The sequence below is a fragment of the Vibrio sp. Vb1574 genome (genome assembly GCF_033338675.1).
On sequence record NZ_JAWOTC010000038.1, the window covers coordinates 1 to 24,666 of the forward strand.

28 protein-coding genes are annotated in these 24,666 nt (G+C 45.1%); 21 read left to right on the forward strand and 7 right to left on the reverse strand.

The window, feature by feature from the left end; all coding sequences use genetic code 11:
- Positions 1–47 precede the first annotated feature (47 nt).
- Positions 48–827: a class I SAM-dependent methyltransferase gene (locus R7O12_RS18625; protein WP_053303431.1), complete on the forward strand. Its 780-nt coding sequence runs from the start codon at positions 48–50 to the stop codon at positions 825–827.
- Between the two features lie 186 nt (positions 828–1,013).
- Positions 1,014–1,586 carry a hypothetical protein gene (locus R7O12_RS18630; RefSeq protein WP_318126244.1) on the forward strand — a complete coding sequence of 191 codons (573 nt, stop codon included), beginning with the start codon at positions 1,014–1,016 and terminating at the stop codon, positions 1,584–1,586.
- Between the two features lie 68 nt (positions 1,587–1,654).
- Here R7O12_RS18630 and R7O12_RS18635 read toward each other — a convergent pair whose 3' ends face one another.
- The gene (locus R7O12_RS18635; RefSeq protein ID WP_065274996.1) at positions 1,655–2,533 is read right to left on the reverse strand and encodes a carboxylate/amino acid/amine transporter; all 879 of its coding nucleotides are present in this window, start codon (positions 2,531–2,533) and stop codon (positions 1,655–1,657) included.
- Positions 2,534–2,597: 64 nt separating this feature from the next.
- The gene (gene uspA / locus R7O12_RS18640) at positions 2,598–3,023 is read right to left on the reverse strand and encodes a universal stress protein UspA (protein WP_005379165.1); all 426 of its coding nucleotides are present in this window, start codon (positions 3,021–3,023) and stop codon (positions 2,598–2,600) included.
- A 282-nt stretch (positions 3,024–3,305) separates the two neighbouring features.
- Here uspA and ftnA point away from each other — a divergent pair, with 282 nt between their 5' ends.
- The 3 genes from ftnA to R7O12_RS18655 all read left to right on the forward strand — a co-directional run bounded on the left by ftnA (position 3,306) and on the right by R7O12_RS18655 (position 5,622).
- Entirely contained in the window at positions 3,306–3,833 is a 528-nt protein-coding gene (ftnA, locus tag R7O12_RS18645) for a non-heme ferritin (protein ID WP_005379167.1), read from the forward strand.
- Positions 3,834–3,924: 91 nt separating this feature from the next.
- Positions 3,925–4,248: a universal stress protein UspB gene (gene uspB / locus R7O12_RS18650; protein ID WP_005379169.1), complete on the forward strand. Its 324-nt coding sequence runs from the start codon at positions 3,925–3,927 to the stop codon at positions 4,246–4,248.
- A gap of 180 nt (positions 4,249–4,428) precedes the next feature.
- Positions 4,429–5,622 (forward strand): NAD(P)/FAD-dependent oxidoreductase, encoded by a 1,194-nt coding sequence (locus R7O12_RS18655; RefSeq protein ID WP_005382944.1) that lies wholly within the window; start codon positions 4,429–4,431, stop codon positions 5,620–5,622.
- 93 nt (positions 5,623–5,715) lie between these two features.
- On the opposite strand, the gene R7O12_RS18660 is transcribed toward R7O12_RS18655, so the two are convergent.
- Positions 5,716–7,059 (reverse strand): sigma-54 interaction domain-containing protein, encoded by a 1,344-nt coding sequence (locus R7O12_RS18660; protein ID WP_005382945.1) that lies wholly within the window; start codon positions 7,057–7,059, stop codon positions 5,716–5,718.
- A gap of 436 nt (positions 7,060–7,495) precedes the next feature.
- Between R7O12_RS18660 and R7O12_RS18665 the strand changes: the two genes are divergently transcribed.
- The 5 genes from R7O12_RS18665 to R7O12_RS18685 all read left to right on the forward strand — a co-directional run bounded on the left by R7O12_RS18665 (position 7,496) and on the right by R7O12_RS18685 (position 10,820).
- Positions 7,496–8,047, forward strand: a complete 552-nt coding sequence (locus R7O12_RS18665) for a BON domain-containing protein (protein WP_047103707.1) — start codon at positions 7,496–7,498, stop codon at positions 8,045–8,047.
- Between the two features lie 45 nt (positions 8,048–8,092).
- Positions 8,093–8,269, forward strand: coding sequence for a DUF1328 family protein (locus tag R7O12_RS18670; protein ID WP_005379177.1), 177 nt, complete (start codon positions 8,093–8,095; stop codon positions 8,267–8,269).
- 8 nt (positions 8,270–8,277) lie between these two features.
- Complete coding sequence (locus R7O12_RS18675; protein WP_017821108.1) at positions 8,278–8,475, forward strand: hypothetical protein; 198 nt, start codon at positions 8,278–8,280, stop codon at positions 8,473–8,475.
- Between the two features lie 104 nt (positions 8,476–8,579).
- Positions 8,580–9,011: a hemerythrin domain-containing protein gene (locus R7O12_RS18680; RefSeq protein ID WP_017821107.1), complete on the forward strand. Its 432-nt coding sequence runs from the start codon at positions 8,580–8,582 to the stop codon at positions 9,009–9,011.
- Between the two features lie 144 nt (positions 9,012–9,155).
- Positions 9,156–10,820, forward strand: coding sequence for a diacylglycerol kinase family protein (locus R7O12_RS18685; RefSeq protein WP_318126245.1), 1,665 nt, complete (start codon positions 9,156–9,158; stop codon positions 10,818–10,820).
- Between the two features lie 202 nt (positions 10,821–11,022).
- Here the strand turns inward: R7O12_RS18685 and R7O12_RS18690 are convergent, their stop codons facing one another.
- Both R7O12_RS18690 and R7O12_RS18695 read right to left on the reverse strand, forming a co-directional pair.
- On the reverse strand, positions 11,023–11,421 hold the full coding sequence (locus tag R7O12_RS18690) for a hypothetical protein (RefSeq protein ID WP_005379193.1): 399 nt from the start codon (positions 11,419–11,421) through the stop codon (positions 11,023–11,025).
- A 148-nt stretch (positions 11,422–11,569) separates the two neighbouring features.
- Positions 11,570–12,007: a DUF2383 domain-containing protein gene (locus R7O12_RS18695; protein ID WP_005379194.1), complete on the reverse strand. Its 438-nt coding sequence runs from the start codon at positions 12,005–12,007 to the stop codon at positions 11,570–11,572.
- Positions 12,008–12,367: 360 nt separating this feature from the next.
- Here R7O12_RS18695 and R7O12_RS18700 point away from each other — a divergent pair, with 360 nt between their 5' ends.
- Genes R7O12_RS18700 through R7O12_RS18715 form a run of 4 tightly spaced genes read left to right on the forward strand, consistent with a single transcriptional unit; the run spans position 12,368 to position 14,609 of the window.
- On the forward strand, positions 12,368–12,616 hold the full coding sequence (locus tag R7O12_RS18700; protein ID WP_005379196.1) for a hypothetical protein: 249 nt from the start codon (positions 12,368–12,370) through the stop codon (positions 12,614–12,616).
- A 48-nt stretch (positions 12,617–12,664) separates the two neighbouring features.
- A complete protein-coding gene (locus tag R7O12_RS18705; protein ID WP_005379198.1) occupies positions 12,665–13,177 on the forward strand; it encodes a phage holin family protein in 513 nt (170 codons plus the stop codon).
- Positions 13,167–13,493 (forward strand): hypothetical protein, encoded by a 327-nt coding sequence (locus tag R7O12_RS18710; RefSeq protein WP_005379200.1) that lies wholly within the window; start codon positions 13,167–13,169, stop codon positions 13,491–13,493. The genes R7O12_RS18705 and R7O12_RS18710 overlap by 11 nt, the downstream gene beginning before the upstream one ends.
- Positions 13,494–13,538: 45 nt before the next feature.
- Positions 13,539–14,609: an AI-2E family transporter gene (locus tag R7O12_RS18715; protein WP_318126247.1), complete on the forward strand. Its 1,071-nt coding sequence runs from the start codon at positions 13,539–13,541 to the stop codon at positions 14,607–14,609.
- Positions 14,610–14,627: 18 nt separating this feature from the next.
- Here R7O12_RS18715 and R7O12_RS18720 read toward each other — a convergent pair whose 3' ends face one another.
- Together R7O12_RS18720 and R7O12_RS18725 are read right to left on the reverse strand one after the other, a co-directional pair.
- Positions 14,628–17,075: an EAL domain-containing protein gene (locus tag R7O12_RS18720; protein ID WP_042522593.1), complete on the reverse strand. Its 2,448-nt coding sequence runs from the start codon at positions 17,073–17,075 to the stop codon at positions 14,628–14,630.
- 194 nt (positions 17,076–17,269) lie between these two features.
- Complete coding sequence (locus R7O12_RS18725; protein WP_318126249.1) at positions 17,270–18,175, reverse strand: DMT family transporter; 906 nt, start codon at positions 18,173–18,175, stop codon at positions 17,270–17,272.
- Positions 18,176–18,343: 168 nt separating this feature from the next.
- On the opposite strand from R7O12_RS18725, the gene rmuC reads away from it, so the two are divergent.
- From rmuC to tatC, 7 genes are all read left to right on the forward strand, one after another.
- Complete coding sequence (gene rmuC, locus R7O12_RS18730) at positions 18,344–19,876, forward strand: DNA recombination protein RmuC (RefSeq protein WP_005379209.1); 1,533 nt, start codon at positions 18,344–18,346, stop codon at positions 19,874–19,876.
- Between the two features lie 77 nt (positions 19,877–19,953).
- Entirely contained in the window at positions 19,954–20,733 is a 780-nt protein-coding gene (gene ubiE / locus R7O12_RS18735; protein WP_005379210.1) for a bifunctional demethylmenaquinone methyltransferase/2-methoxy-6-polyprenyl-1,4-benzoquinol methylase UbiE, read from the forward strand.
- Positions 20,734–20,744: 11 nt separating this feature from the next.
- Positions 20,745–21,380: an SCP2 domain-containing protein gene (locus R7O12_RS18740; RefSeq protein ID WP_005379213.1), complete on the forward strand. Its 636-nt coding sequence runs from the start codon at positions 20,745–20,747 to the stop codon at positions 21,378–21,380.
- Complete coding sequence (gene ubiB / locus R7O12_RS18745; protein WP_005379226.1) at positions 21,377–23,011, forward strand: ubiquinone biosynthesis regulatory protein kinase UbiB; 1,635 nt, start codon at positions 21,377–21,379, stop codon at positions 23,009–23,011. The genes R7O12_RS18740 and ubiB overlap by 4 nt, the downstream gene beginning before the upstream one ends.
- 52 nt (positions 23,012–23,063) lie before the next feature.
- Positions 23,064–23,309 carry a Sec-independent protein translocase subunit TatA gene (gene tatA / locus R7O12_RS18750; protein WP_005382958.1) on the forward strand — a complete coding sequence of 82 codons (246 nt, stop codon included), beginning with the start codon at positions 23,064–23,066 and terminating at the stop codon, positions 23,307–23,309.
- Positions 23,310–23,312: 3 nt separating this feature from the next.
- Complete coding sequence (tatB, locus tag R7O12_RS18755; RefSeq protein WP_017635021.1) at positions 23,313–23,711, forward strand: Sec-independent protein translocase protein TatB; 399 nt, start codon at positions 23,313–23,315, stop codon at positions 23,709–23,711.
- A gap of 68 nt (positions 23,712–23,779) precedes the next feature.
- Positions 23,780–24,532, forward strand: coding sequence for a twin-arginine translocase subunit TatC (gene tatC, locus R7O12_RS18760; protein ID WP_005379234.1), 753 nt, complete (start codon positions 23,780–23,782; stop codon positions 24,530–24,532).
- Positions 24,533–24,666 lie beyond the last annotated feature (134 nt).

Below are 24,666 nucleotides of genomic sequence, written 5' to 3' on the forward strand. Positions count from 1 at the left end.
GGTATACACTCAGCGCCAGTTACCTCGATTTTTATTGGAGCCTCCTTTTGCAACTGCAATTGATCTGTGAAAACCCGTCTCAACAATCTCATCTTGATGAACTCGCTGCGCGTTGGCAGCTTTCACACACTGACGATAGCGATTTTGCTTTGGTGCTAACCACCGAGCGTTTGGAGCTACGTAAAGTGGATGAGCCAAAGCTGGGTGCAATCTTTGTGGATTTGATTGGTGGTGCGGTCGGTCATCGTCGCAAGTTCGGTGGTGGTAAAGGCCAGGCAATTGCGAAAGCTGCGGGGTTGAACAAAGGGGCAACGCCAACCGTGTTAGACGGCACGGCAGGTCTTGGTCGTGATGCGTTTGTGCTCGCCTCGCTAGGTTGTAAAGTGCAGATGGTCGAGCGTCATCCAGTCGTCGCGGCTTTGTTAGATGATGGCTTGGATCGAGCGAAACAAGACCCAGAAATCGGCACCTGGGTATCTGAGCGCATGTCGCTAATCCATGCTTCTAGCCATGATGCGCTGGAACAATTGGCGCAAGATAAAGACTTTGTCCAGCCAGATGTGGTGTATCTTGACCCGATGTATCCGCACCCAGAAAATAAAAAGAAGTCGGCGCTCGTGAAAAAAGAAATGCGCGTTTTCCAATCGTTGGTTGGCGCTGATTTGGACGCCGATGGCCTACTAGAACCAGCCATGGCGTTAGCCACAAAGCGTGTAGTAGTTAAGCGCCCGGACTACGCGAATTGGCTGAACGAGCAAAAGCCAAGCATGGCGATTGAAACCAAAAAGAATCGTTTCGACGTCTACGTCAAAGCCTCGATGGCATAACCTCCTGACTCGCAAAAACTTCTCGTCACAGCATTGAACCAAGTGCTGTGACGCTGCCATTCTTTCCTGAACACTATTGATAGTTTTCACTTGCTAATTCGACACTCTGACTGTATATCTAACTAAGAATTATTATTATTTCACTTGTTGTGATGCTGTCGATAATTGGGAAGCTGGAGTAGTCGAATGTCTAAACGCTTATGTAAGATGAACCGCAAACAAATTGCGGCCAACTTGGGTGACATTCACCGTTTGGTCGTCGCACCTAAGTTCGTTTGTCGCTCTTGTGCACGCTCTTCCGCTTCTAAAGACTCATTGTGTAAGCCTGCCGCAATTCCTCCACAAAAATGCCAAGACAAGCCGTTAAACGAGCAACAAGCATGCGGTTTGTTAGCTGAAGCGCTGCCTGCGCAATCCATTTCCGTCACGTCAAAACACAGCGCAGAAAAGGCGGCGATCGTGAAACGTGTGGTCGAGCGTGTGAAAGAGAAAAAACAAGCCGAAAAATCTCCGGAGCCAGTAAGAGCCGACGCACCAGTATGGTTTGATTTAGCGGATAAAAAATCGCTCAAGAAAGCGAAAAAAGCACTGAAAAAGCACTATAAGCAGCAAAAGAAGTTACTAAAAGTGGCGAAAAAACAACAAAAGTTACTTAAGCGTCAGCGCAAGCTTGAAGCGCGCAATGCGAAACTAGAAGTGCTGCTGCCAACGCCACCTAATGCTTTGATGAACGCAATCTCACAAGCCAAAGTGCATTAATCAAACAAAAAACGCTCTCCAGTCGGAGAGCGTTTTTTATTGTCGAAATGTTTATAGGATTAGCTGCGTTACTTATTGGCGTAACTCATCTCTACGCGCTTTTTCACCCAGGTTTCGTTAATCCATAGGGATAGCATGATGATCGCACCGCCAATGGCGAGTCGCATGACATCAACATCGCGGTTCCAAATCACAATGTTTACAATCAAGCCCGCCGGAACCAATGCATTGTTCATTACTGCCAGTGCACCTGCGTTCACCATAGTCGCGCCTTTGTTCCAAGCAAAGTAACCAAAACCAGAAGCAATCAACCCAAGGTATGTCAGAATGCCCCATTGCGTTGTAGTGGTTGGTAGTTTGTCGAGGTTACCCATGAGCGCGAAAGCCACGGTTGCTACACAAAGTGCACCTAAGTAGAAGTAGCCAAACACGGTGTGTTGTGGCAAATCGACGGGCTCACTCTCCATGATATATTTGTAGCCCACCTGACCGATGGCAAAGCAGAGGTTTGCTCCTTGTACGACCAAAAAGCCCAGTAGGAAATCTTCATTAATGCCTGCAAATTTAATCCAGGCGGCACCAAATACGGCTATTGCAGCGGTAACTAAGTACCAAGGTGAAAAGCGACCTTTCAAGAAGTCATAGATTAGCGTGACGTAAATGGGTGTGAATACGGTGAACAGCAATACTTCTGGCACGGAAAGGAGCAAAAAAGATTGGTAGTAGAAGCAATACATCAAGCCGAGCTGGAAGCCACCGACGGTCATCAGTTTCGCGATCAGGGGTTTGCTAACGCCACGGAATTTCAAAAAGGGAATGAAAACCAGGCTCGCCAGTGCCACGCGCATGAACACCGAGAACCAAGAATCAACCTGACCGGCGAGGTAAACGCCGATCAGGCTAAATGAGAATGCCCAAAGTAGGGTAACTGCGGATAGATAAGCCATGGATGAGAATCTTTATCAACAACAAATGTGCCCGCAGTCTAACCAAGTTTTATCGCTGCGCCAATCAGTCTTTTAGCGGTACGACCAGCATATCGACTGGTGAGCAGTTAATCAGCTGTCGAGTCGAAGATAGAATCTTGCTCCAGAAATCTTGGTGATGACCACAAACCACCAAATCGATACTGTAGTCTTGAATAGTATCGCACAGCTCATTACTCAAATCGCCACTACCGACTAAAGTATGGGCAATTGGGTATTGCGCATATTCTGCGAAGTTTGCCAATTGTGTGCGCGATGCTTCCATTGCTTGATGTTGCGCTTCTGCCATATTGATATCGATAAGCCCGGTGTAGAGTTCTGCGTAGTTCACGTCGATGTGAATAAAAGAGACTTTCGCATCCAGAGGTTTAGCCAGTGATACGGCTTTCTTAATCAACACTTTACTGTCGTCTGAAAGGTCGACTGCCACAAGTATGTGTTTGTAACTCATATTGCTATCTCCTTGTAAGGTCATAGTTTTAGATTAGCACCAACCCCAAAAAAAATTTGCTGAAGTGATCTCATATCGGTGCCGTAGGTACAAAGTCTTGTCTCAGTAATCATGTTATAGTGGCGTTATACCCAAGTGACTTTGATATGCTGAAATAAGCGTAGTGTTACTGACTAGAGTTGAAGTGAAACTTCGCCGTGTCTGCCAGACCAAGCTATTCTCGCAGCGTCACTTATTTCGAGGTTACTTGGGTATATTGCATGCACAATAATAGGAGTTAACATGCTGTCTCAAACTATGGTCGAACAATTGAATGAGCAAATTAACCTAGAATTTTTCTCATCCAATCTATACTTACAAATGAGTGCTTGGTGTGAAGACAAAGGTTTTGAAGGTGCGGCTGAATTTTTACGCGCTCACGCCGTAGAAGAAATGGAGCACATGCAACGCCTATTCACTTACGTGAGTGAAACTGGCTCAATGCCAATCTTAGGCGCTATTGATGCGCCAAAGCATGACTTTGCGAGCCTAGGTGACGTTTTCCGCGAGACATTTGAACATGAGCAAATGATCACGGAAAAAATCAACAAACTGGCGCACGTTGCATTTACTAGCCAAGACTACTCAACGTTTAACTTCCTACAGTGGTACGTGTCAGAACAGCACGAAGAAGAGAAGTTGTTTAAAGGGATTTTAGATAAGATCGAACTGGTAGGTGAAGACGGTAAAGCGTTGTTCTTCATCGACAAAGATCTAGCACAAATGGCGAAAGAAGGTTCATCTTCAATCATGGATGCTCCAGCTGCGTAAACGCGTTTTGGGACGTTGTAAGTAGCGGGTAAAGACGAAGTCTTGGTCGTCTTTTTCTCTTGAGCATTGTTGAAGATGTAGGGAGGAAAAGATGATCAGTGGAGACACAATCTTATTTGCGCTAATGGTGGTAACTGGAGTTAATATGGTCCGGTATCTCACCGCTCTTCGTTCTCTAATTTATATCATGCGTGAAGCGCATCCGCTGTTATATCAGCAAGTTGATGGTAATGGTTTTTTTACCACTCATGGAAATGTCACCAAGCAGGTGAGGTTGTATCACTACATTAAAAGTAAAGAATATCATCATCACCACGATGAAATTTTTACTGGTAAGTGTGAAAGAGTGCGTGAATTGTTTGTTCTATCGACCGCGTTGCTCGGCGTGACGCTACTTGCGGCCTTCATTCTCTAAGAGTCGATGATCTAGATAGTTGTTCTGTCTGAGATTTTGCGGACATACAGAGCGCTTAGAGTTTAAGCGCTTTTCCCTTTCGGTATTTGTCGGTAGAATGTCGCGCCTAGAAAGCAAGGATGTGCAATGTGCACATCCTTTTTTATTTTGATTCGATACCAATCAGTCTAAGAGCTACCGATGAGTAAGAAATTTGATGTTGTTGTAATTGGCGCAGGCGCAGCAGGTTTAATGTGTGCTGCAGAAGCAGGCAAGCGAGGCCGCCGTGTTTTGGTGCTCGATCATGCTAAAAAGCCAGGACGTAAAATCCTTATCTCGGGCGGTGGTCGTTGTAACTTCACTAACTACGACGTTTCAGCTAATCACTATTTGTGTCAAAACCCGCACTTTGTTAAGTCGGCGCTCTCCCAATACACTAACTGGGATTTCATCTCGATGGTGTGTAAACATGGCATTGAGTTCGAAGAGCGTGATCACGGCCAGTTGTTTTGTGTCGATGCATTTACGGCCAAAGATATCGTGAAGATGTTGTTAGCTGAGTGTGACATGCCGAACATCGAGCAGCGTTACCAATGCGATGTTCATTCGATTGAAAAAATTGATGAAGGCTTTCGTTTGCATGCTGGTACTGAGATTGTCGAATGTGAGTCTTTAGTTATCGCAACAGGTGGCTTGTCGATGCCAAAACTGGGAGCGACACCATTTGGTTATAAAGTCGCGGAACAATTTGGTCTTCGAGTTATCCCAACCACGGCAGGTCTTGTACCATTTACTCTGCATAAAGAAGACAAAGAAGACTTTGCTGAGTTATCTGGTATCGCGGTACCTGCGGAAATTACGGCTGAAGATGGCACCATGTTCAAAGAAGCCCTGTTGTTCACACATCGTGGTTTATCTGGTCCAGCAGTGTTACAGATTTCTTCATTCTGGCGGGCCGGACAAAAGGTGTTGATCAATCTTGTGCCAAACGATGATGTTGCTGAGTTATTAGAACGCAGTCGTGAGAAGCATCCAAATCAGTCACTCAAGAATACGCTTGCCAAAGTGCTGCCTAAGCGTCTGGTTGAAGTCTTAATTGAACGTAAAGAGCTAGTCGATAAACCGCTAAAACAGTTCAATCAAAAGGAGCTTGCGGCGATTGTGGAGCGTCTAGAGCATTGGGATATCGCCCCGAATGGCACCGAAGGCTACCGAACTGCGGAAGTGACACTCGGCGGTGTCGATACTGATCACTTATCCTCGAAAACCATGGAATGCAAAGACATTAAAGGGCTTTATTTTATTGGTGAAGTGATGGATGTGACTGGTTGGCTAGGGGGCTACAATTTTCAGTGGTGCTGGTCGAGCGGCTTTGTTGCGGGGCAGTGGGTTTAATCAAACACCAAACGCAGCCTAACTGCATAAAAGATAAGATACAAAAAGAGCACTGAATAAAAGTCAGTGCTCTTTTTGTATTCCCATAGCGAGTTACTCGTCTTGATACTTTTCGAGTTTGTTATAGAGCGTTTTCACGCTAATGCCTAACTCCTGCGCTGATTCCGTTTTATTGCCTTGATTCTCTTCAAGGGTATTGAGAATGGCGGCTTTTTCTAGCTCTTCTAGCGAAACGCCCGCCGGAACAAGGTCTTCGATGCTGGTGCCTGTTTCCAATGGTGGTGTGTCGAAGATAAGGTGTTCATCTCGGATGGTGTCATCAGCCAAAATAAATGCACGCTCGATCGTGTGTTTGAGCTCACGGACATTACCTGGCCAGTCGTGTGCAGCGATTTTTTGGATCGCAGAGTCAAGAATCGTTTTGGTTTTTGCCTCATTGGCGTTGCGGTGCGCGATAAAGTGCTTGGCCAGACCGACGATATCACCGCCTCGTTCTCGCAGTGGCGGTATCGTTAATGGGAAATGCGATAAGCGGAAAAACAGATCTTCACGCAGGAACTGCTCCTCAATGGCGATTTTAGGATCACGGTTTGTAGCAGCAATGATGCGAGTATTAGCGATATGAACCGTATTACTGCCAACTGGGCGATACTCTCCGGTTTCTAGCACCCGTAATAGCTTCACTTGATGCTCGATAGGCATCTCGGTGATTTCATCTAAAAATAGGGTGCCGCCCTCTGCCTGCTTAAATACACCTTGGTGAGTTTTATTTGCTCCGGTAAAAGCGCCTTTCTCATGGCCAAACAGTTCACTATCAACCAATTCAGGGCTAATGGCACCACAGTTAATCGCTATAAAGGGCTGTTGTTTACGCTCACTCGCTAAGTGGATGGTCTGCGCCACCAGTTCTTTGCCTGATCCACTTTCACCGACAATAAGGACGTTGGCTTCTGTTTTAGCAACGCGCCTGATCATACGATAGAGCTGATGCATCGGAGAGGAAGAGCCGACCAAAAGACCAAATTGGTCAAGATCGCTGGTGGACACTTTACGCCCTTGATCTTGTTTGTGTTGATAGTATTGGCTGACTTCGCTCAGGGTGTCCGTCAGAATGGCAATATCAACGGGCTTTCTGTAGTGAAAAATAGCACCCAAGTTCATCAGCTTATCCAAGTTCTCGTTTGGAGCGCCTGAGCTAATGATGATCAAGTCCATATCGTAGATGTCTTCGATATTAGAAAGACGTTGATAATCTGCACTAGTAAAGTGGGCGACTTCAACAATCGCAACTTCCGGTTTGAGTTGTAGGAAATCTTCAATCCATTGGTCTGCGGCATCGATGTCATGCAGACGAAATTTGTTCAGTTCCTGGCAAGAAGCGATGGCATTTTTAAGTGATGGATCTTGTATTCTTAGAAACAGGCTTGGCATCGACATAGAAATGTCCTCTTTACTATGACAGAAACAATGTACGTGGATTATTCTCACTTCACAAGACAAAATATTGTCAGCATAGATTTAAGGATTTGTTCGGTATTTTTATGTTGTTAGCCCCTTTTTGATATATATCGGTGAGAGCCATCAGTAGATATTTCCTTTTGTTCAGATTTTTATTTTTTAAATAATAATTTTGCTATTAATTGATTCTGGAGAAATAGCCTTTCTGTTTTATCAGGTTATTTCGGCACAAGTGACGGAGGCTTTATCACCGATTAAAAATTACATTTTTTACGTGTAAATAATTCATGCTTATACTTTATTGCTCATCTCATTTTTACCTCTTTTCTTTATTAGTTAATTAAAAACAATAAGTTATAAAGTTGGCACATGGTTTGCTTATAGGGAAGTGCAACGTCAATAAAGGAGAATTACCATGAATAACATCGCAGCTAAAATTGTACTTACGTCAGTTCTTGCTACTTCATCTACAGCAGTCTTAGCGAGTGATAAATGGGAAAAAGAATCCATGGACGCTTGGCTAGATGGTAAAGCTGAAACCACGCTACTGCTAAACAGCAATCTCAACTCTTTTGATATCAATACCGATGTTGAGAATCAGGTCGTTACCCTTTCTGGTTCGGTAAACAATGATCTTGAAAAATCACTTGCCGAAGAGCTTGTTACTGGTCTTGATGGTGTGAAAAAAGTAAACAACGAATTGTCAGTAGTGAATGAAGGCAAGAAAGAAACTGATTCAGAAGCTTTAGCTACACTGACCGATTCTAAAATCACGACTATAGTTAAAACGCGCCTACTAATGGATACCAATGTGAGTGGCACGGATATTGATGTAACGACAGAACACAAAACGGTAACGTTGGCAGGTAAAGTTAATTCAGATGCGGAGCATGATCTTGCAATTTCAATTGCAAATAACACCAATGACGTAAATAAGGTGATTGATAAGCTAGAAGTGGTTCAATAATAGCGAGCCGAGTGATTTAACCCACTTTTATTAGGAGGTAACACTATGGTTCGTTGGATGTTTATTTTTCTGGCACTGGCACTAATTTCTGCACTATTAGGCTTTACCGGTATTGCAGGAGCTGCTGCCTCTATCGCGCAAGTGATATTTTACCTATTCCTATTGTCATTAATTGTATCAATAGTGATTGTTCTGCTGGGAAGAAAAAACGTAAATAGATAGGAGATTCCATGCGACTTACGTCATTTGTTTACCGTATCGCCGCAGTATTCGGTTTGGTGTTTGCGTTGGCAGCTTGTAGTGAAGAAGGGCCAATGGAACAGGCCGGCAAAAAGATAGATGAAGCCGCCGAAGAAACCCAAAATGCGATTGAAGATGAATGTGAAAACATTAAAGAAAATCTAAACGCTGAAGACCAAGACTGTTAGCCGAATCAGGTTAGGTTTTTTACGCATAGCTATGTAAGAGAGGGGCGGTCAATAACCGCCCTTCCTTTTGTCCCAATTGTTTACAATCAGATAAGGAGTCAAAGATGAAAAACATATTTGATGTACTGAAAGAGAGTCATGAAAAGCAACGCCTTTTACTCGATGCTCTGATGGAAACGTCTGGAGATTCCCCCGCTCGTGAAGAGTTTTACCACAACCTTAAAGAGGAACTCGAACAGCACGCAGCGGCAGAAGAGCGGTTTTTCTACGCGCCTTTAATAGATAGTGATAAGACCATTGATCTCACTCGCCATGGCATCGCAGAGCATCATGAAATTGATAAAGTGATTGCACAGCTTGATGCAACCGATATGAGCTCGCCAGCGTGGCTCAACCTAATGAAAACCTTGCGTCACAAAGTGTTGCACCATCTTGAGGAAGAAGAGCAGCGTTTCTTCCAGTTAGCCGGTAAGGTAATGACCGATAAGCAGAAAATGAAACTAGCGGATGGTTATGTTGAAGAGATGGTAAGCTAGGTAGAGTGTTGGACCTTTTCGTGCCATTTCGGCACGGGAAGGCACTCAATCAAGGCGTTAACTAAAGTTCATGTATCCAAGCTCAATCCCCCGCGTATTCTAACTTCCACTAAAAAGTGCACTCGCTGAAGGCAAGGAGAGCGAATGTTTATCATCAAATATTATATTCTTGGCGCTCTGATCAGTTTATTGGCCGCTATCTATACGCCTCAAATTATCGTTAGTTTGCTGTTCTTATGGATATCGCTTTCTTTAGCGTTGGTCAGCGTAGCCTACGTATTCGACATTCCCTCTATTTTTAGAAAAAACCAAGATGGCAAGATTGTCAGGTGGATTCGCTGGGCATTCATCCCATTTCTATTGGGGGCTAGAGCGTATAACGCCTGGGAAAGACGGCGTGATACAGTGCCTCCAATCCAAAAAGTCAGCGACAATTTATACCTATCTCGCCGTTTGTTTCAGAGTGACTTAGATTTTCTCGAATCCAATGAAATCTCTTGTATTGTCGATGTCACCGCAGAATTTGCAGGCCTTGAAAGTGCGATGACCGACAAGCAGTTTCATTACCTTTCGATTCCGGTACTCGACCACAAAGCCCCAACGCTAGAGCGCCTGCGCCATGCGATTAACTGGATTGATACTCAAATCTCGTGCTCGCGGGCAGTGGTTGTGCATTGTGCGTTAGGGCGTGGTCGTTCAGTGTTTGTTGTGGCGGCGTATTTATTAAGCAAAGACCCGTCACTGACGGTTGAATCCGTGATGAAAAAAATCAATGACGTACGCAGTACCGCGAGATTGAATAAATTACAGATTAGAACGTTACGAGCGATCAGTGAAAAAGGCGTGCTAGGGCTGGATCAATCCACTTGGATGGTGGTTAACCCTGTTGCAGGTGGCGGAAAATGGGAGGAAAACGAACAGCACTTGATTCGTGAACTAACCAAAAAATATCGCTTGAGTATTCATCAAACCACCACAAACCTCAGCGCCGAGCAGCTAACACAACAGGCAAAAGAAAGTGGAGCTAAGCAAATCATCGTAGCTGGTGGCGATGGCACAGTAACAGAGGTGGCGAGCCAATTGGTGGATACCGACCTAAAACTCGGTATTGTTCCGCTCGGAACTGCCAATGCGTTATGTCATGTGCTCTATGGCGTTGGCGCAAAATTCTCACCGGTCGAAAAAGCGTGTGAAGCGTTGCTTGGCGGACACTGCCAACGTATTGATACTGCGGAATGTAATCAGCGGCTTATTTTATTGGTCTTAGGCATTGGGCTAGAACAGAAAATGATCGAGCACGCTCAGCGAGAAGAGAAAAATGTTTTTGGACAACTCGCTTACCTCACCGGCTTTTTTAATGCTGTAGTGGCGGAAGAAACGCAAGCTTTAACCGTATCGTTAGACGCTCCAACTGAAGATGGAAACCACGACAAGAATACACAAACGCTTGACGTCCATAGTTTTGTCGTTGCGAATATCGCTCCATTTAGTACGTTGCTTGCCCAAGGTGGTGATGCGCCGCAGCCTGATGATGGCAAGCTGCATATCACATATTTAGATAACACCGAGTCTTTAGGCGGACGTCTTATCGCCTTGTCGGATCTGATATTAACGAGCGTAGGCGCACAGGAAGAATCGACACATTTTCAATACGCGACGGCTCAGAGCGTCACTATTTCTGCGAATAAACCGATTGAATATGTGATTGATGGTGAACTGTATTCTGATGAGCAACTGGCAATCAAGCTGCGTCCAAAGTCATTGAACGTATTTGTTCCAAGCCAGAGACGTAAATCAGCTTCGCTTTAACACAGATAATCCGCGGATAACGCGCCATTTGCTTCGTATTCTACATGGCGCTTTTTCTGTGCTGTTTGATGATTTGGTGTGCGTCGTAAAAAGGCTATCAAGGTCGCTGCGTAGATGCAGCGGCTTTTGTCTATCTGCACCTTTTTATTAGGTTGATTGGGGATGAGGGTTAAACAAAGTGAAGAAAGAAGGGCGAGTATAATTACTCACCCTGAGGTAAGTGCTTTTCAATTTCATCGTTTTCAACTTGTAAAGCAGCTAACCAATAAGAAACAAGTGCGGTTAAGTTGGTGTCGTCAATGGCTCTAAGCAGGGCTTTTAAATCATCTAACAGTAATTTATTCATAAAATGCATTTCTTTGTAATTGCCTAACTCGGCAACGCCGTATTCGGTGGCATTTTCTGCAATGAATTGTTCACCATCTTGATCGAAGAACAGCTTCGCCATCTTTTTGATCATCACTTTTTCTATTTTCACGAATCGATATGCCGCTCTTGCGAGTGTCATATGTGATTGCGGGTTAACGAGAGGCAAACACGTTTGGCGATGGTGTGTCATTTTTACGAGTAGCTCCCTTACTCGATTGTTATCCAATGTCATAGTGACCTCTTTATTTGTGATTATTGTCGTGGGACATTTCTCGTGACGGTTATGTTAATGCGCCTGTGGGCTTGTCAGAAATGGCCAAAGCAAGTTGGCCATTTCTTTGCTCAATACCGAGCTTTATTGCAAGGGCGACCACCAGGTTTTAGCTAATAAGGCTGATGCTGCTGAGTTTTTCTTTGCAACTTTTTATATCGCTACGAACTTTCAGCAGAACCGAGTTATCCGCCTGCTCTGGGTGGGAAGTAATCAAATTCTCAATCTCTTTGAGTACCTTGCTTTCGACACCTTCAAGCTGTTCTAAATACATAGACTCTTTGTCAGAGGACACTTCCTTCATCACGTCGCTGTAGACCTCACGCGCCTTGATGGTGTAGGAAACCGGAGTGTCGTCGGCAGATTCTTCATTGTTACTTGCTAGAGAGTAGGGAGTGAGCTCAATGACTGCACGCTCACGTACTCTGAGCAGTTCTACCAACACATTATTCAAAGAAGTGTTGTCGATGTTCTCGATGGCCTTGTTGTAAATTTCATTTCCGCTTTCGATAAGCTCAATGATTGAGGCGATGTTTTCATTTTTCATATGCCACTCCTTATTTACTGGTGATAGGGGTGTTTGAGCGTATGGAATACAAACACGATGTTCATCTTCAATTGCAGGTTGTATGCCAATGAGTTTTAAGTCTTATTAATCAGTGACTTAATGTCTTGTTTTGCAATAAATTGCTAACAGTCGGTAAGGCGCTAAGAAAAAATTACAAGAATGGCGGGGAAAGCCTGGAAAGAATTACACGTACAGATACGGCTTTTTATCGAAATAAAAATAAAATCAATAAAAAACAACAACTTAAAATTCTGGCATGGATATGGCTTTGTAGGGAGTAAGTGAGGTCAAACATTGTTTCACTTGATTCACTATTCAACTCATTAATGGAGGCTAGTTATGGCTACTACAAAAGAAAGCACAGTAAAACCTCAAGAGCAGTTAGAAGAAGCATATCACTTAGCGGAACAAGCCACGACGGAAGCCGTTGGCGCGATGAAAGATCAAGCCAAAGAGAAGCTGGATGTCGGTGCACAGCAAGTTCAGCAGGCGACTAAGTCGGCAGAAAATGTAATCAAGGAGCGCCCATTGCTGAGCATAGGCTGTGCCTTCCTTGCTGGTTGGGCGGTTTCGAAGCTGATCAAATAATAGTGGTCACCAAGGATTAAGCCACACAACAGAAAGGCGAGGCTTCACATGAATAACTCAGGGCAAGTTACCAATCAGCAATCAGGCTCGGCGGCTTCAGACAGCGGCCGAGCCCCTGATGGGGCAGAAGAACAGGATATCCAACAAACCATTAATGGTTTGAGCAGCATTCTTGCGCAATTGGACCAACTGACGAAATCGCTAAAAGCATGGTCAGGTTCAACGTTGGATTTGTTCCTCTTGGAGATGAAAGTTAACGTGTCCGCAGTGCGTCAGATTTTGCTGTGTACCGTTGTTTTTACCCTATTGTCGGTATTGTTCGTATTCAGTTTGTGCCTTGCCTCTGGGGTGGTGGCTTATCAGTTAACTGCCAACGTATATGTTGCCGTGGGTGTATTTATCACATCATTAGGCTTGGCATTATTTGCTTTAGCCTGGTGGCAGAAGCGTTTAGTTGGATTTCTTGGATTCAAAAATACGACAGAACAATTACAGGAGGGGTGGGATGCGCTCGCTACAAAAGCTCAATCGAGCCATGCGGATCAAGCGGATGGAAGGTAAAGCATCTCTAGAGCAATGTTGTTTGTCGATGGAAATGTTCACGTTTACCACCAAGAAGTTTGTGAGAGAAAACCCTTGGACGACATTAGGCATTAGTGCTGTCGTTGCCGTTACCGCAGCAAAAGCAGGTCGATTGTCTCGACTGACTTCTTCTATTTCGTCAATGGGGCTATTGGTTAGCAGCGTGTCTGATATTACCGATTCGCTCACAAAGCCGGTCGCGGCAGCTTCTCTGGATGAGTCAGATGCGGAGCAAAATGGAAATGCAGCAACACAAGTAAGCAACGCTGCGACGACAGAGGGCGAACCACTCTAATAGCGGATTTCACCGCAAAATTTTCTTACCGATTCTGAGCTTATTATGACAGCGAAATTGAACATTCCTGCCAACACTGCGATTGGTGCAACGCTTCTCGTCCTGTTACTCGTCCCAGGGCTGTATTTTGCCAAGCCAATATTGTTACCTATTGTACTTAGCACCTTTATTTCTCTGCTGTGCAGTCCTTTCATTAATTATCTTGAAGACAAAGGCTTACCACGTGCTATTACCGTCGTGTTGACACTGTCATTCCTCGTTGGCGCCTCAATTATTGGTCTTGCCGCCATGTCGGAGCCCGCCAAGCAATGGTGGTCTGAGCTGCCCAGTATCGTGAAAAATGTGTCGCAAGAAGTAAGCGAAGTTACTAAAGCTTCGGCTGATCACCTTAATACTCCATTGAATATCGCCAATGATATGAGTATGGATGAGGTCGGGAACAACACCGTCTTTTCTTTGGTAAAAACGCTCGCGACCACTACGCCGACGATTTTGACACAAGCGATGATCGTGCTGTTTATGGTTTACTTTATGCTCAATCATGGACGAAGCTTATTTCGAAAGTCAGTGTCTTACTTACATGGGTTTGCCAAGCAGCGCCAAGCGATTGAGTTGGTCAAAGCACTACAGAAAGACCTATCTCGATACATTGGCACTATCACGTTGGTGAATGCGGGACTTGGGTTGAGTGTTGGGGCGGTGTTTTTTGTTTTAGGCCTTGAGGACCCGTTCTTGTGGGGCGCGTTTGCTAGCGTGATGAATTTTGCGCCGTATCTCGGCCCAGTCATCTCCATGGTGAGTTTCGGTTTTGTGGCTTATCTGCAGTTGGAGTCGGTCAGTTTTATGCTGACGGTGGTGTCTATCTATTTACTGCTCAATTTGATTGAAAGTCAGTTTGTTACACCAACACTATTGGGGAAAAGGTTTAACTTAAACCCGTTAGTGATTTTTGTTTGGCTTGTTTTTTGGGGCTGGCTTTGGGGCGGAATGGGACTATTGATCGGTGTGCCGTTGCTGGTTTGTATCAATATTTTGGTTGATCGTCTAGAGCTATGCCAATCAACCCAAAATCAAGCAAAGCAAATCACCTCCGCGGACGTGGCACCGCGAGAGTGACTTGAGGGTCAAGCTGGTTCAACGAAACAGTTTTCCAGCGCTCACTGGCTGACTAAATAAATATCCCTGACCATAAATACAGCCTTTTTCGAATAAGTAATCGGCTTGTTCCCGAGTTTCTATCCCTTCCGCGACGACTTTCAACGACAGCGTTTTTCCCATGGCAATAATGGCATTCACAATCGCGTTGCTGTCGCTATTACTTGGGACATCACTGACAAATGAGCGGTCAATTTTCAGTTTGTTGATTGGCAAACCTTTCAAGTAAGACAAAGACGAATAGCCAGTTCCAAAGTCATCCAGAGAAATCTCAATACCCAGCTCTCGTAATTGATTTAACGATGCAATGGCTTGTTGAGGGTCGATCAGTAAAAAGCTCTCTGTGATCTCCAAATCTAACCGTTGGGCAGGGTATCCGGTGTTATCGAGGATAGTACTTAATCGCTGAATGAAATTTGACTGCTGAAGCTGCAACGCAGAAACATTGACGGCGATTTTGCCAAACTCGATGCCTTGGTCCAGCCAAGCATTACCTTGCAAACAAGCTTGTTGTAACACCCACTCACCAATGCTTTGAATCAGCCCTGTTTTTTCTGCAATTGGAATAAAGTCTGCTGGTGGTACAGGGCCAAACTCTGGATGCTGCCAGCGTAATAAAGCTTCCACGCCGACAATCGAATTTTGTTCCAAGTTGTATTGCGGTTGGAATTCTAACCGGAGTTGTTGTTTTTCTATTGCTTGATGCAAAGCGGATTGAATGCGTACATGGGATACGGATTTATCGGTCAAATCCGGTGAGTAAAACGCGTAGCCGTTGCGTCCATTTTTCTTCGCTAAGTACATCGCGGTGTCTGCGTTTTTCAGTAAGGTTTCACTGTCTTGACCGTCTCTTGGGTACAAGGCAATACCAATACTGGTCGAGACACGAAGTGAGTCGTGGTTTGCCAAGTCGAATGGTTGCTGGAATACGCTTAGAATATCGCCGACGGTTTCCAATAAGGAAACATCACTATGGATGTCTGGCAAAATAATCACAAATTCATCGCCGCCAATGCGAGCCACATGCGCATTGAGGTGAAGCACATCTTGCAGACGAATCGCTAACTTAGACAGCAATTGGTCACCACAGAAGTGGCCCATGCTATCGTTGATGTGTTTGAAATGGTCGATATCTAAGAATAGGGTGGCAAACGTCTGCTGGCTTTTGTGTCCGGTTTCGATGTGTTGCTCGAGTAAGCTAAGTAAATGAGTGCGATTAGGTAGATTGGTTAATGGATCGTAAAAAGCCATGCGCTGCAGCTTTTCTTCGTGTGCCTTACGCACAGAGATATCTTCAAACACACAAATGTAGTTAATAAGGTGGTTTTTATCGTCCATTACGGCGCTAATGGTCGCTAATTGCGGATAAATGCTGCCATCTTTCTTTCTGTTGATGAATTCGCCTTTCCATTGGCCTTTGTTTTCGAGTTGATGCCACAACTGTTGATAGAAACCTTGATCATGATGACCTGAGCGCAGAATTCGTGGGTTTTTTCCTATCACCTCTTCAGAGCGGTAACCTGTAATTTGGGTAAAAGCCGTGTTTACATCAATGATGTTGGCATTGCGGTCTGTAATGACCATGCCTTCTTGCGAATTGTTGAAAATTTGGGACGCTAAGGAGAGCTGCGTTTCTACCATTTTTCGGCGGGTGATGTTACGTGTCATCCCCAGAATGCCGATTAAGTTTCCCGCATGATCACGGACAGGAGACTTAATGGTTTCTAGCCAAGTGGGGTTATTGTTGTCATCAATTTGACGGCATTCTTCAACAATATTTTGCGTGCCAGTGGCTACCACCAATTTATCGGCATCAATGAATTTTTCCGCACGTTCATGGCTAAACAGGGCAAAATCGTCTTTTCCAATGATTTCACTGTTGGTTTTTTGCCACGCGTTTTCTACGCTTCGATTGGTCATCGAATAAAGACCATCCATGCCTTTTATCCATACGTGGTCTTCAAGGCAGTCGATAAACTCTTGTAGTGTTGGTGTTGGCTTTATTTCCGCGCTTTGATGTCGCGTTTGTTCTTGCTGACAGTGCAAGTTGATATCAAAGCTGATCCGCCCCGCGATTGCGCTTAGCCATGCCGAAACAACCGTTGATTGATCATTAGGGTGAGTCAGTGTCAGTACGGCAAGCAATTCGCCATTAGGTAGCCAAATCGGTCCAATGCTCAAGGTTTGCTCTTCAAAGGGGGTATGGCTAACTGTAAAATCTGTCGGCGTAAAGTGATCGACAACTTGCGTTATCACATCGATGATAGCACGATGATTTTGGGTTGAGGTGGACACCTCAGTCGATAGCCACTGCTGAGTATCGCTCAGAGTATAAAGCTGTCCCTGAGCTTGAGTTACATCACAGCATTGTCGCAGAACGTGTTGCCAGTCTGCCATCAAAGGCGAAGGAATAGCGAAGCGAAACATAATTAATAACGAGTCCTAAATCGCCCAAAGGTAATTATATTAGAATCTAGCGTAAGCTATTGGGCTTTGTGAGTATCGTATCCAACGCGTAGCTAAATCCTAGCAGCGTAAAGTGCTTTCTATCATTAAAATGTTATCTATATCTCTTTTTTATCCAACTTATTGCATCGTTTTTTAGGGCTTTGGATAGGTGATTAAGAAGCGTTTACCGCTTTGGTTTTCTTGCCCCATGAGACTTGCTGAATGACTAAGCCACTGATGATCAATACCAGGCCAATCAAGGTTGAAGGATGAATTTCTTCGCCGATGATGGTAGCTAACAACATGAGTGAGATAAATGGAGAAGCAAAGATCAGATTACTGATACGCGCGGTGTTTTGCGTTGATTTGAGTGCGCTCAGCCACAAAACGAAAGTGATCCCCATTTCAAACAGTCCGACATACGTCACCGCTGCCCAGCCTTTAATTGAGATTGCCTGCCAGCTCGCACCTTCATAAAGACTTAAACCAATGGCGAATGGAATAGCGACCAAAAAGCCGAGCAGAACGCCAACCACAGGGTCGGCCTTATTTTTGGTATTTAAAATCCAGTAACCGGCCCACAGCAGCGTTGATAGCAGCGCAAGACCAACACCCAACGGGCTCTCAAGTTCCATGCCTAAAAGATTTCCTTGTGTGGCAATCACTATCACGCCGACATAACTAAAACCGCAAGCCAGCCAGTCCTTACCACGGATCTTTTGTCCTAAGAAAACAGCGGCCATTAGCGTTAAGGTGATGGCCCAGCTGTAGTTGATCGCTTGAGCCTGAGATGCGGGCAGCAAGTCATATGCTTTGAACAGAATAACGTAATACGCCAAAGGGTTAATCAACCCAAGCAGTAGGTAATACCAAGGGTTTGAGAAAAATGTAGCGCTTAACTGGCCCAGTTTACCTTGCACACCACAGATTACTGTTAGCGCAATCGCAGAGACGATGCTGGCAATGCATAGCATTTGAATCGGCGTAAATTCTGCCAACGTGAGTTTAAATGCGGTTGCAACGGTAGACCAAAGTAATACTGCTGAGAGCCCAAATCCTAGGGCGCGACGCTCGTTCATGATGCCTCTGCGTGATGATGTGCCGCTCGGTTTGGATAATTTGAGCGGAAGAAAGAATATTATAGGAAGGCCTAGTGTATGCGAGGATTTTTCATCCAACAAACTGGACATTTATCCAGTGTCTAAATACCATTGTTATAGATACAAAACACAGGCTAACTCGCTATTATGCAATGGATTCTTGAGTACCAATCTCTCATTCTCTCTTCTCTTTGTGCTGCCACGCTTAGTGGTGTCGCTGCCGGTTGGTGGGTGAAACAGCGTTTTATCACCCAAACTCAGCTTCTCGAGCAACAACTTGTTTCAGAAAAACAGCTTCATCAACAGCAACTTGAACAGGTCAAGCAAAGCCTTGCCGATGCCCAGCAAGAGTTGGATGAATTAGATGATGAGCGCGATAAAGCCGCGTTTGAAGTGCGTCAAACGCACGGAAAGCTGATGGCAGCTATGGAAAAACTGCGTTACTTCGAGGCCGTAAAGCAAGAGCGCCAGCAATACTTTGATGAGCTTGGTCAAATGCGTGAACACAAATCACGTCTAGAAACGCAACTGCGTGAACAGCAAGCTCGCCATGAGCAAATTAACCAAGCTAATGCCGAAAAACTGCAAATTTTAGAACAAGCGGAAGCACGCTTGAAACAACAATTTGAGCACTTGGCAAATCAACTGTTTGAAGAAAAAACCGCGAAGGTCGATTTGCAAAACCGTCAGAGTTTAGAAGGCTTGTTGTCACCGCTTAGAGAACAGTTAGAAGGGTTCAAAAAGCACGTTAATGACAGCTTTAGCCAAGAAGCTAAAGAGCGCCATACCCTAGTGCATGAGCTGAAAAACCTGCAACGTTTGAACGAGCAAATGACGCGCGAAGCGGTTAATTTGACCCAAGCGTTGAAAGGGGACAACAAACAACAAGGTAACTGGGGCGAAGTGGTGCTCGCTAGGGTACTTGCCGAATCTGGCTTGCGTGAAGGGCACGAATATCAGACTCAGGTGAACTTACAAAATGAAGCAGGCAAGCGTTACCAACCTGATGTCATTGTTCATCTCCCACAAAACAAACAAGTGGTTGTGGATTCTAAAATGGCGCTGGTTGCCTATGAGCGCTACTTCAACGCCGAAACTGATGCTGAGCGCGATCAGGCTTTGAATGCGCATTTAGCCGCTCTACGTGCACATATCAAAGGGTTAAGCATGAAGGACTACCACAAACTCAAAGGTATTCAGAGTTTGGACTATGTTCTGATGTTTATCCCGGTTGAGCCGGCGTTCCAAGTCGCGATTCAAGCCGATCCAAGTTTGATCAAAGACGCGATGGAGCAAAACATCATTTTGGTGAGCCCAACAACGTTGCTGGTGGCACTGCGCACCATTGATAATCTATGGCGCAATGAACGCCAAAATGAAAACGCCAAAATGATTGCGCAGCGTGCGACAAAACTCTACGACAAATTACGATTGTTTGTAGACGACATGGAGGGGCTCGGTGGTGCGCTGGATAAGGCGAATCAAAGCTATCAAGGTGCGATGAACAAGCTTGCCACAGGGCGCGGAAATGTGATTCGCCAAGCCGAAAGCTTTAAACACTTGGGAGTTGAAATTAAACGACCGATTTCTTCCGACCTCGCGCAGTTAGCGCAGAGTGATGCATTTTCAGAAAATGACCCGTTAGTAGAAAGACATCCGGCTGAGGATAAAGTAAACTAATCGCCCGCAGTGCAGTGGGCGATTTTATTTGTCAACAAACGCCCCGTAGAGGAAAGCGCTGCCTAAGAGGAATTAGAATGACGGACACAAGTTTGCAATCCAATACAGCGTTAGAGAATGAAACCACTCACTTTGGTTTCTCTACAGTGGCAAAAGACGAAAAAGTGACTAAGGTTGCCGAAGTATTCCACTCCGTGGCAACAAAATACGACATCATGAATGACCTGATGTCTGGTGGTATTCACCGCCTTTGGAAGCGCTTCACTATCGATTGTAGTGGTGCTCGCCCTGGCCAACGTATTCTTGACCTAGGTGGTGGTACGGGTGATTTGACGGCGAAATTCTCGCGCATTGTTGGCGATGAAGGCCATGTCATCCTTGCCGATATCAATAACTCAATGCTTAACGTTGGTCGCGATAAACTGCGTGACAACGGTATTGTGGGTAACGTGCATTACGTTCAAGCCAACGCAGAAGAACTGCCGTTCCCTGATGATTATTTTGATGTCATCACCATCAGTTTTTGTTTGCGTAATGTGACAGACAAAGACAAAGCGCTTCGTTCAATGTTCCGCGTACTGAAGCCAGGCGGCCGTCTATTGGTGTTGGAATTTTCAAAACCAGTGCTAGAGCCGTTATCGAAAGTATACGACGCATATTCATTCCACTTGTTGCCGAGAATCGGTGAGCTAGTTGCGAATGACTCAGAGAGTTACCGCTACCTAGCGGAGTCAATCCGTATGCATCCAGACCAAGAAACGCTGGAAGGCATGATGCAAGACGCAGGTTTTGAAAACACCAAATACTACAACTTAACTGGTGGTATTGTGGCTTTGCATCGCGGTTATAAATTCTAAGGGTTAACGGCATGCCATTTGAACCACTTATCACCGCTGTGATTGAAACGTCACTGAATACACTGATCAAAGACGACCCTGCATTGGGCCGTCGTTTAGCGCGTCTAAAAGGTCAAGTTATTCAAGTTCACCTGAAAGAGATCAATAAAACACTGACATTTGTTTTTAGTCAGCAAATTGATGTGCTTGGTCATTACGAAGGGCAGCCTAACTGCTATCTATCGCTCAACTTGAGTGTGTTACCAGAGCTGCGCGATCAGGCCAACATCACTCGTCTTATTAAACAAGATAAACTTGAACTCGAAGGCGATATTCAATTGGCGCAGAAATTCTCTCAGTTGATGGTGGATTGCAAACCAGATGTTGAAGAGTGGTTGTCTCGCGTGACTGGCGATGTCGCCGCACATACCTTTGTGCAAGGCTCAAAAAACATCGGCAACTTTCTTGCGTCTCAAGCAGAAAAACACCAACGTCATCTTGCGCAAGTAGTGACTGAAGAATGGAAACTGGCTCCCGCTCCGTTAGAAGTGGCCTATTTCTGCGACCAAGTTGATGAGGTTCGCAGCCAGGCTTCTCGCATTGAAGCTCGTTTAACGGCTTTGCTGAATAAGCTGGATGCAGATAAGCCTGCATTGGAGAAACCATGACGCCAGCAGAACTAAAGCGCTTATACCACATCGCCAAAGTACAACTGGAATACGGCTTAGATGAGCTGCTTCCCGATCACCAACTGACCAAAGCTCCGCTTTTACTGCGCAAAAGCTTGTTTTGGATTAAGAACAAGCACCCAGAAAAACCACTCGGTGAACGTCTGCGTTTAGCACTGCAAGAGCTGGGGCCGGTTTGGATTAAGTTCGGTCAGATGATGTCGACGCGCCGTGACTTATTTCCTCCGCATATCGCTGATCCCCTAGCTTTACTTCAAGACCAAGTCGCGCCTTTTGATGGCGAGTTGGCAAAAAAGCAGATGGAGCAAGCATTAGGTGGTCCGTTAGAAAAATGGTTTACCGAGTTTGATATCAAACCACTGGCGTCTGCGTCGATTGCTCAGGTACATACTGCGCGCATAAAAGACACTAACCAAGAAGTGGTATTAAAGGTTATCCGCCCAGATATTCGCCCAGTCATTGATTCAGATCTAAAACTGATGCACCGAATGGCGCGTATAGTCGCCGGAGCGATGCCTGAAGCACGTCGTTTAAAACCAGTTGAAGTCGTGCGTGAGTACGAGAAAACCCTGCTTGATGAACTCGACTTGCGACGTGAGGCGGCGAATGCCATTCAGTTGCGCCGCAACTTTGAGGGCAGCGAAGAATTGTATGTTCCTGAAGTTTTTCCCGACTTCAGTAATGAAACTGTCATGGTTTCTGAGCGAATATATGGCATTCAAGTCTCTGATATTGAAGGCTTGAAAGCAAATGGCACCAATATGAAATTGCTCGCGGAACGCGGTGTGAGTGTGTTCTTCACTCAGGTGTTCCGAGACAGCTTTTTCCATGCCGATATGCATCCGGGTAATGTGTTCGTCAAACCCGAACATCCAGAGAACCCAATGTGGATAGGGCTAGATTGCGGAATCGTTGGTACACTTAATAGCGAAGACAAGCGTTATCTGGCGGAAAACTTCCTGGCGTTTTTCAATCGTGACTACCGCCGAGTGGCGGAGTTACATGTGGATTCAGGGTGGGTGCCTGCGGATACCAATGTCGATGAGTTTGAGTTCGCGATTCGCATTGTGTGTGAGCCTATTTTTGCTAAGCCATTGTGCGAAATCTCCTTTGGTCATGTGTTGTTGAATTTGTTCAACACGGCACGTCGATTCAATATGGAGGTTCAGCCACAGCTTGTACTGTTGCAAAAAACGCTGTTGTACGTGGAAGGGCTTGGTAGGCAGCTATATCCTCAACTTGATTTGTGGGAGACCGCAAAACCATTCCTGGAGGAATGGATGATGAATCAAGTTGGGCCGCAAGCTCTAGTGAATGCGATTAAAGACCGCGCACCATTTTGGGCAGAGAAATTACCTGAACTGCCAGAGCTACTTTACGATAGCCTGAAACAAGGTAAAGCGATGAATCAACGTATGGATCAGCTTTATCAAGGGTATCGCCAGAGCAAGCGCCAGCAGGCGACAGGAAAGTTTTTGTTTGGCGTTGGCGCGACTTTAGTCGTATGCTCGGCAATATTGGTGAACGATGCTTTTGAGCAGCTTTCGTTGGCCTGCGGTATCGCAGGTGTCACATTTTGGCTGCTTAGTTGGCGAGCTTATCGTCAATAGACGTTAAACTCTTGAAATATTTTTGTTTGTTTAAAGACCCGAGGTAAAGAGAATGGGTGGTATCAGTGTTTGGCAACTTCTAATCATTGCTGTAATTGTTGTATTGCTATTCGGAACAAAGAAACTACGCGGTATCGGTGGCGATCTGGGTGGTGCCGTTAAGGGCTTCAAAAAAGCGATGAGCGAAGATGAACCTGCGAAAAATGACAAAGACGCAGACTTCGAACCAAAAAGTCTAGAAGAGCAGCAGAAAAAAGAAGCTGCTCCTGAAACGAAAAAAGACAAAGAGCAGGCGTAAAACGTGTTTGATATCGGTTTTTGGGAACTGGTATTAATATCTGTTGTTGGTCTGGTCGTTCTTGGGCCGGAGCGTTTGCCTCATGCTATTCGCAGCGTGTCTCGCTTTATCGGTGCCGCTAAGAGTATGGCAAATAGCGTCAAAGACGAATTGTCACACGAGCTGAAAGTCCAAGAGCTGCAAGAAAACTTGCGCAAAGCAGAACAAATGGGGATGGATGATTTGTCCCCTGAGTTGAAATCTTCAGTTGAAGAGTTGAAGAAGGCAGCGCAATCTGTAAATCGTCCTTACGCAAAGAACACCGATTCAGAGGCTGAGCCTGTAAAAACAGAGCCAGCAGTCGAAGAGGCCGTGAAAGCGCAAGAGAGCAAGGTTACAGCGGCAGATAAGAAAGCCGAATAGTCTCATTCGGAGGAGCTACTAGTGATTGGTAGCTCCTTTTTGATCTGGTTTTTAATAAGAGGTTTGCCATGTCTACCGTCGAGCAGACACAACCTTTAATTAGTCATTTGTTGGAGCTTCGCAACCGACTACTGCGTTCAATCCTCGCAGTGTTGGTCGTGTTTGTTGGACTAATTTATTTCTCTAACCACATTTACGAGTTTGTTTCCGCACCTTTAGTAGAGCGTCTACCTGAAGGCGCGACCATGATTGCTACGGATGTAGCGTCACCTTTTTTTACGCCACTTAAGCTGACGTTAATTGCTTCGGTATTTATTGCGGTGCCTTTTATCTTGTATCAAGTGTGGGCATTTGTAGCGCCAGGTTTGTACAAGCATGAACGTCGATTGATCATGCCACTGCTGTTTTCGAGTTCGCTATTGTTCTACTGTGGAGTGGCATTTGCCTACTTCGTGGTATTTCCATTGGTGTTTGGCTTCTTTACCGCTATCTCTCTTGGTGGAGTAGAGTTTGCAACTGATATCTCGAGTTATCTCGACTTTGTGCTGGCGCTATTTATGGCGTTTGGTATCGCATTCGAGGTGCCTGTTGCGATTATTTTGTTGTGTTGGACTGGGGCCACTACACCAGAAGATTTAAGACAGAAACGTCCTTATATTATAGTGGCTGCGTTTGTCGTAGGTATGGTGTTAACGCCACCAGACATGATCTCGCAAACCTTACTCGCTATTCCGATGTGTTTACTGTTTGAAGTCGGTTTGTTCTTCGCGCGTTTTTATACTCGTCGAAGCGAAGAAGTAGAAGCGGAAACCGAAGAATAAGGCTAATCTAGATGTGAAAAGCGGCTCAATTGAGCCGCTTTTTTTGCGGTTGGTTTTTTCTTGGGCTAATTACTTAACTTTCATGACGTAACCACATTTTGTGCATACGTATACTTCCTTGATGCCCAGCAGCT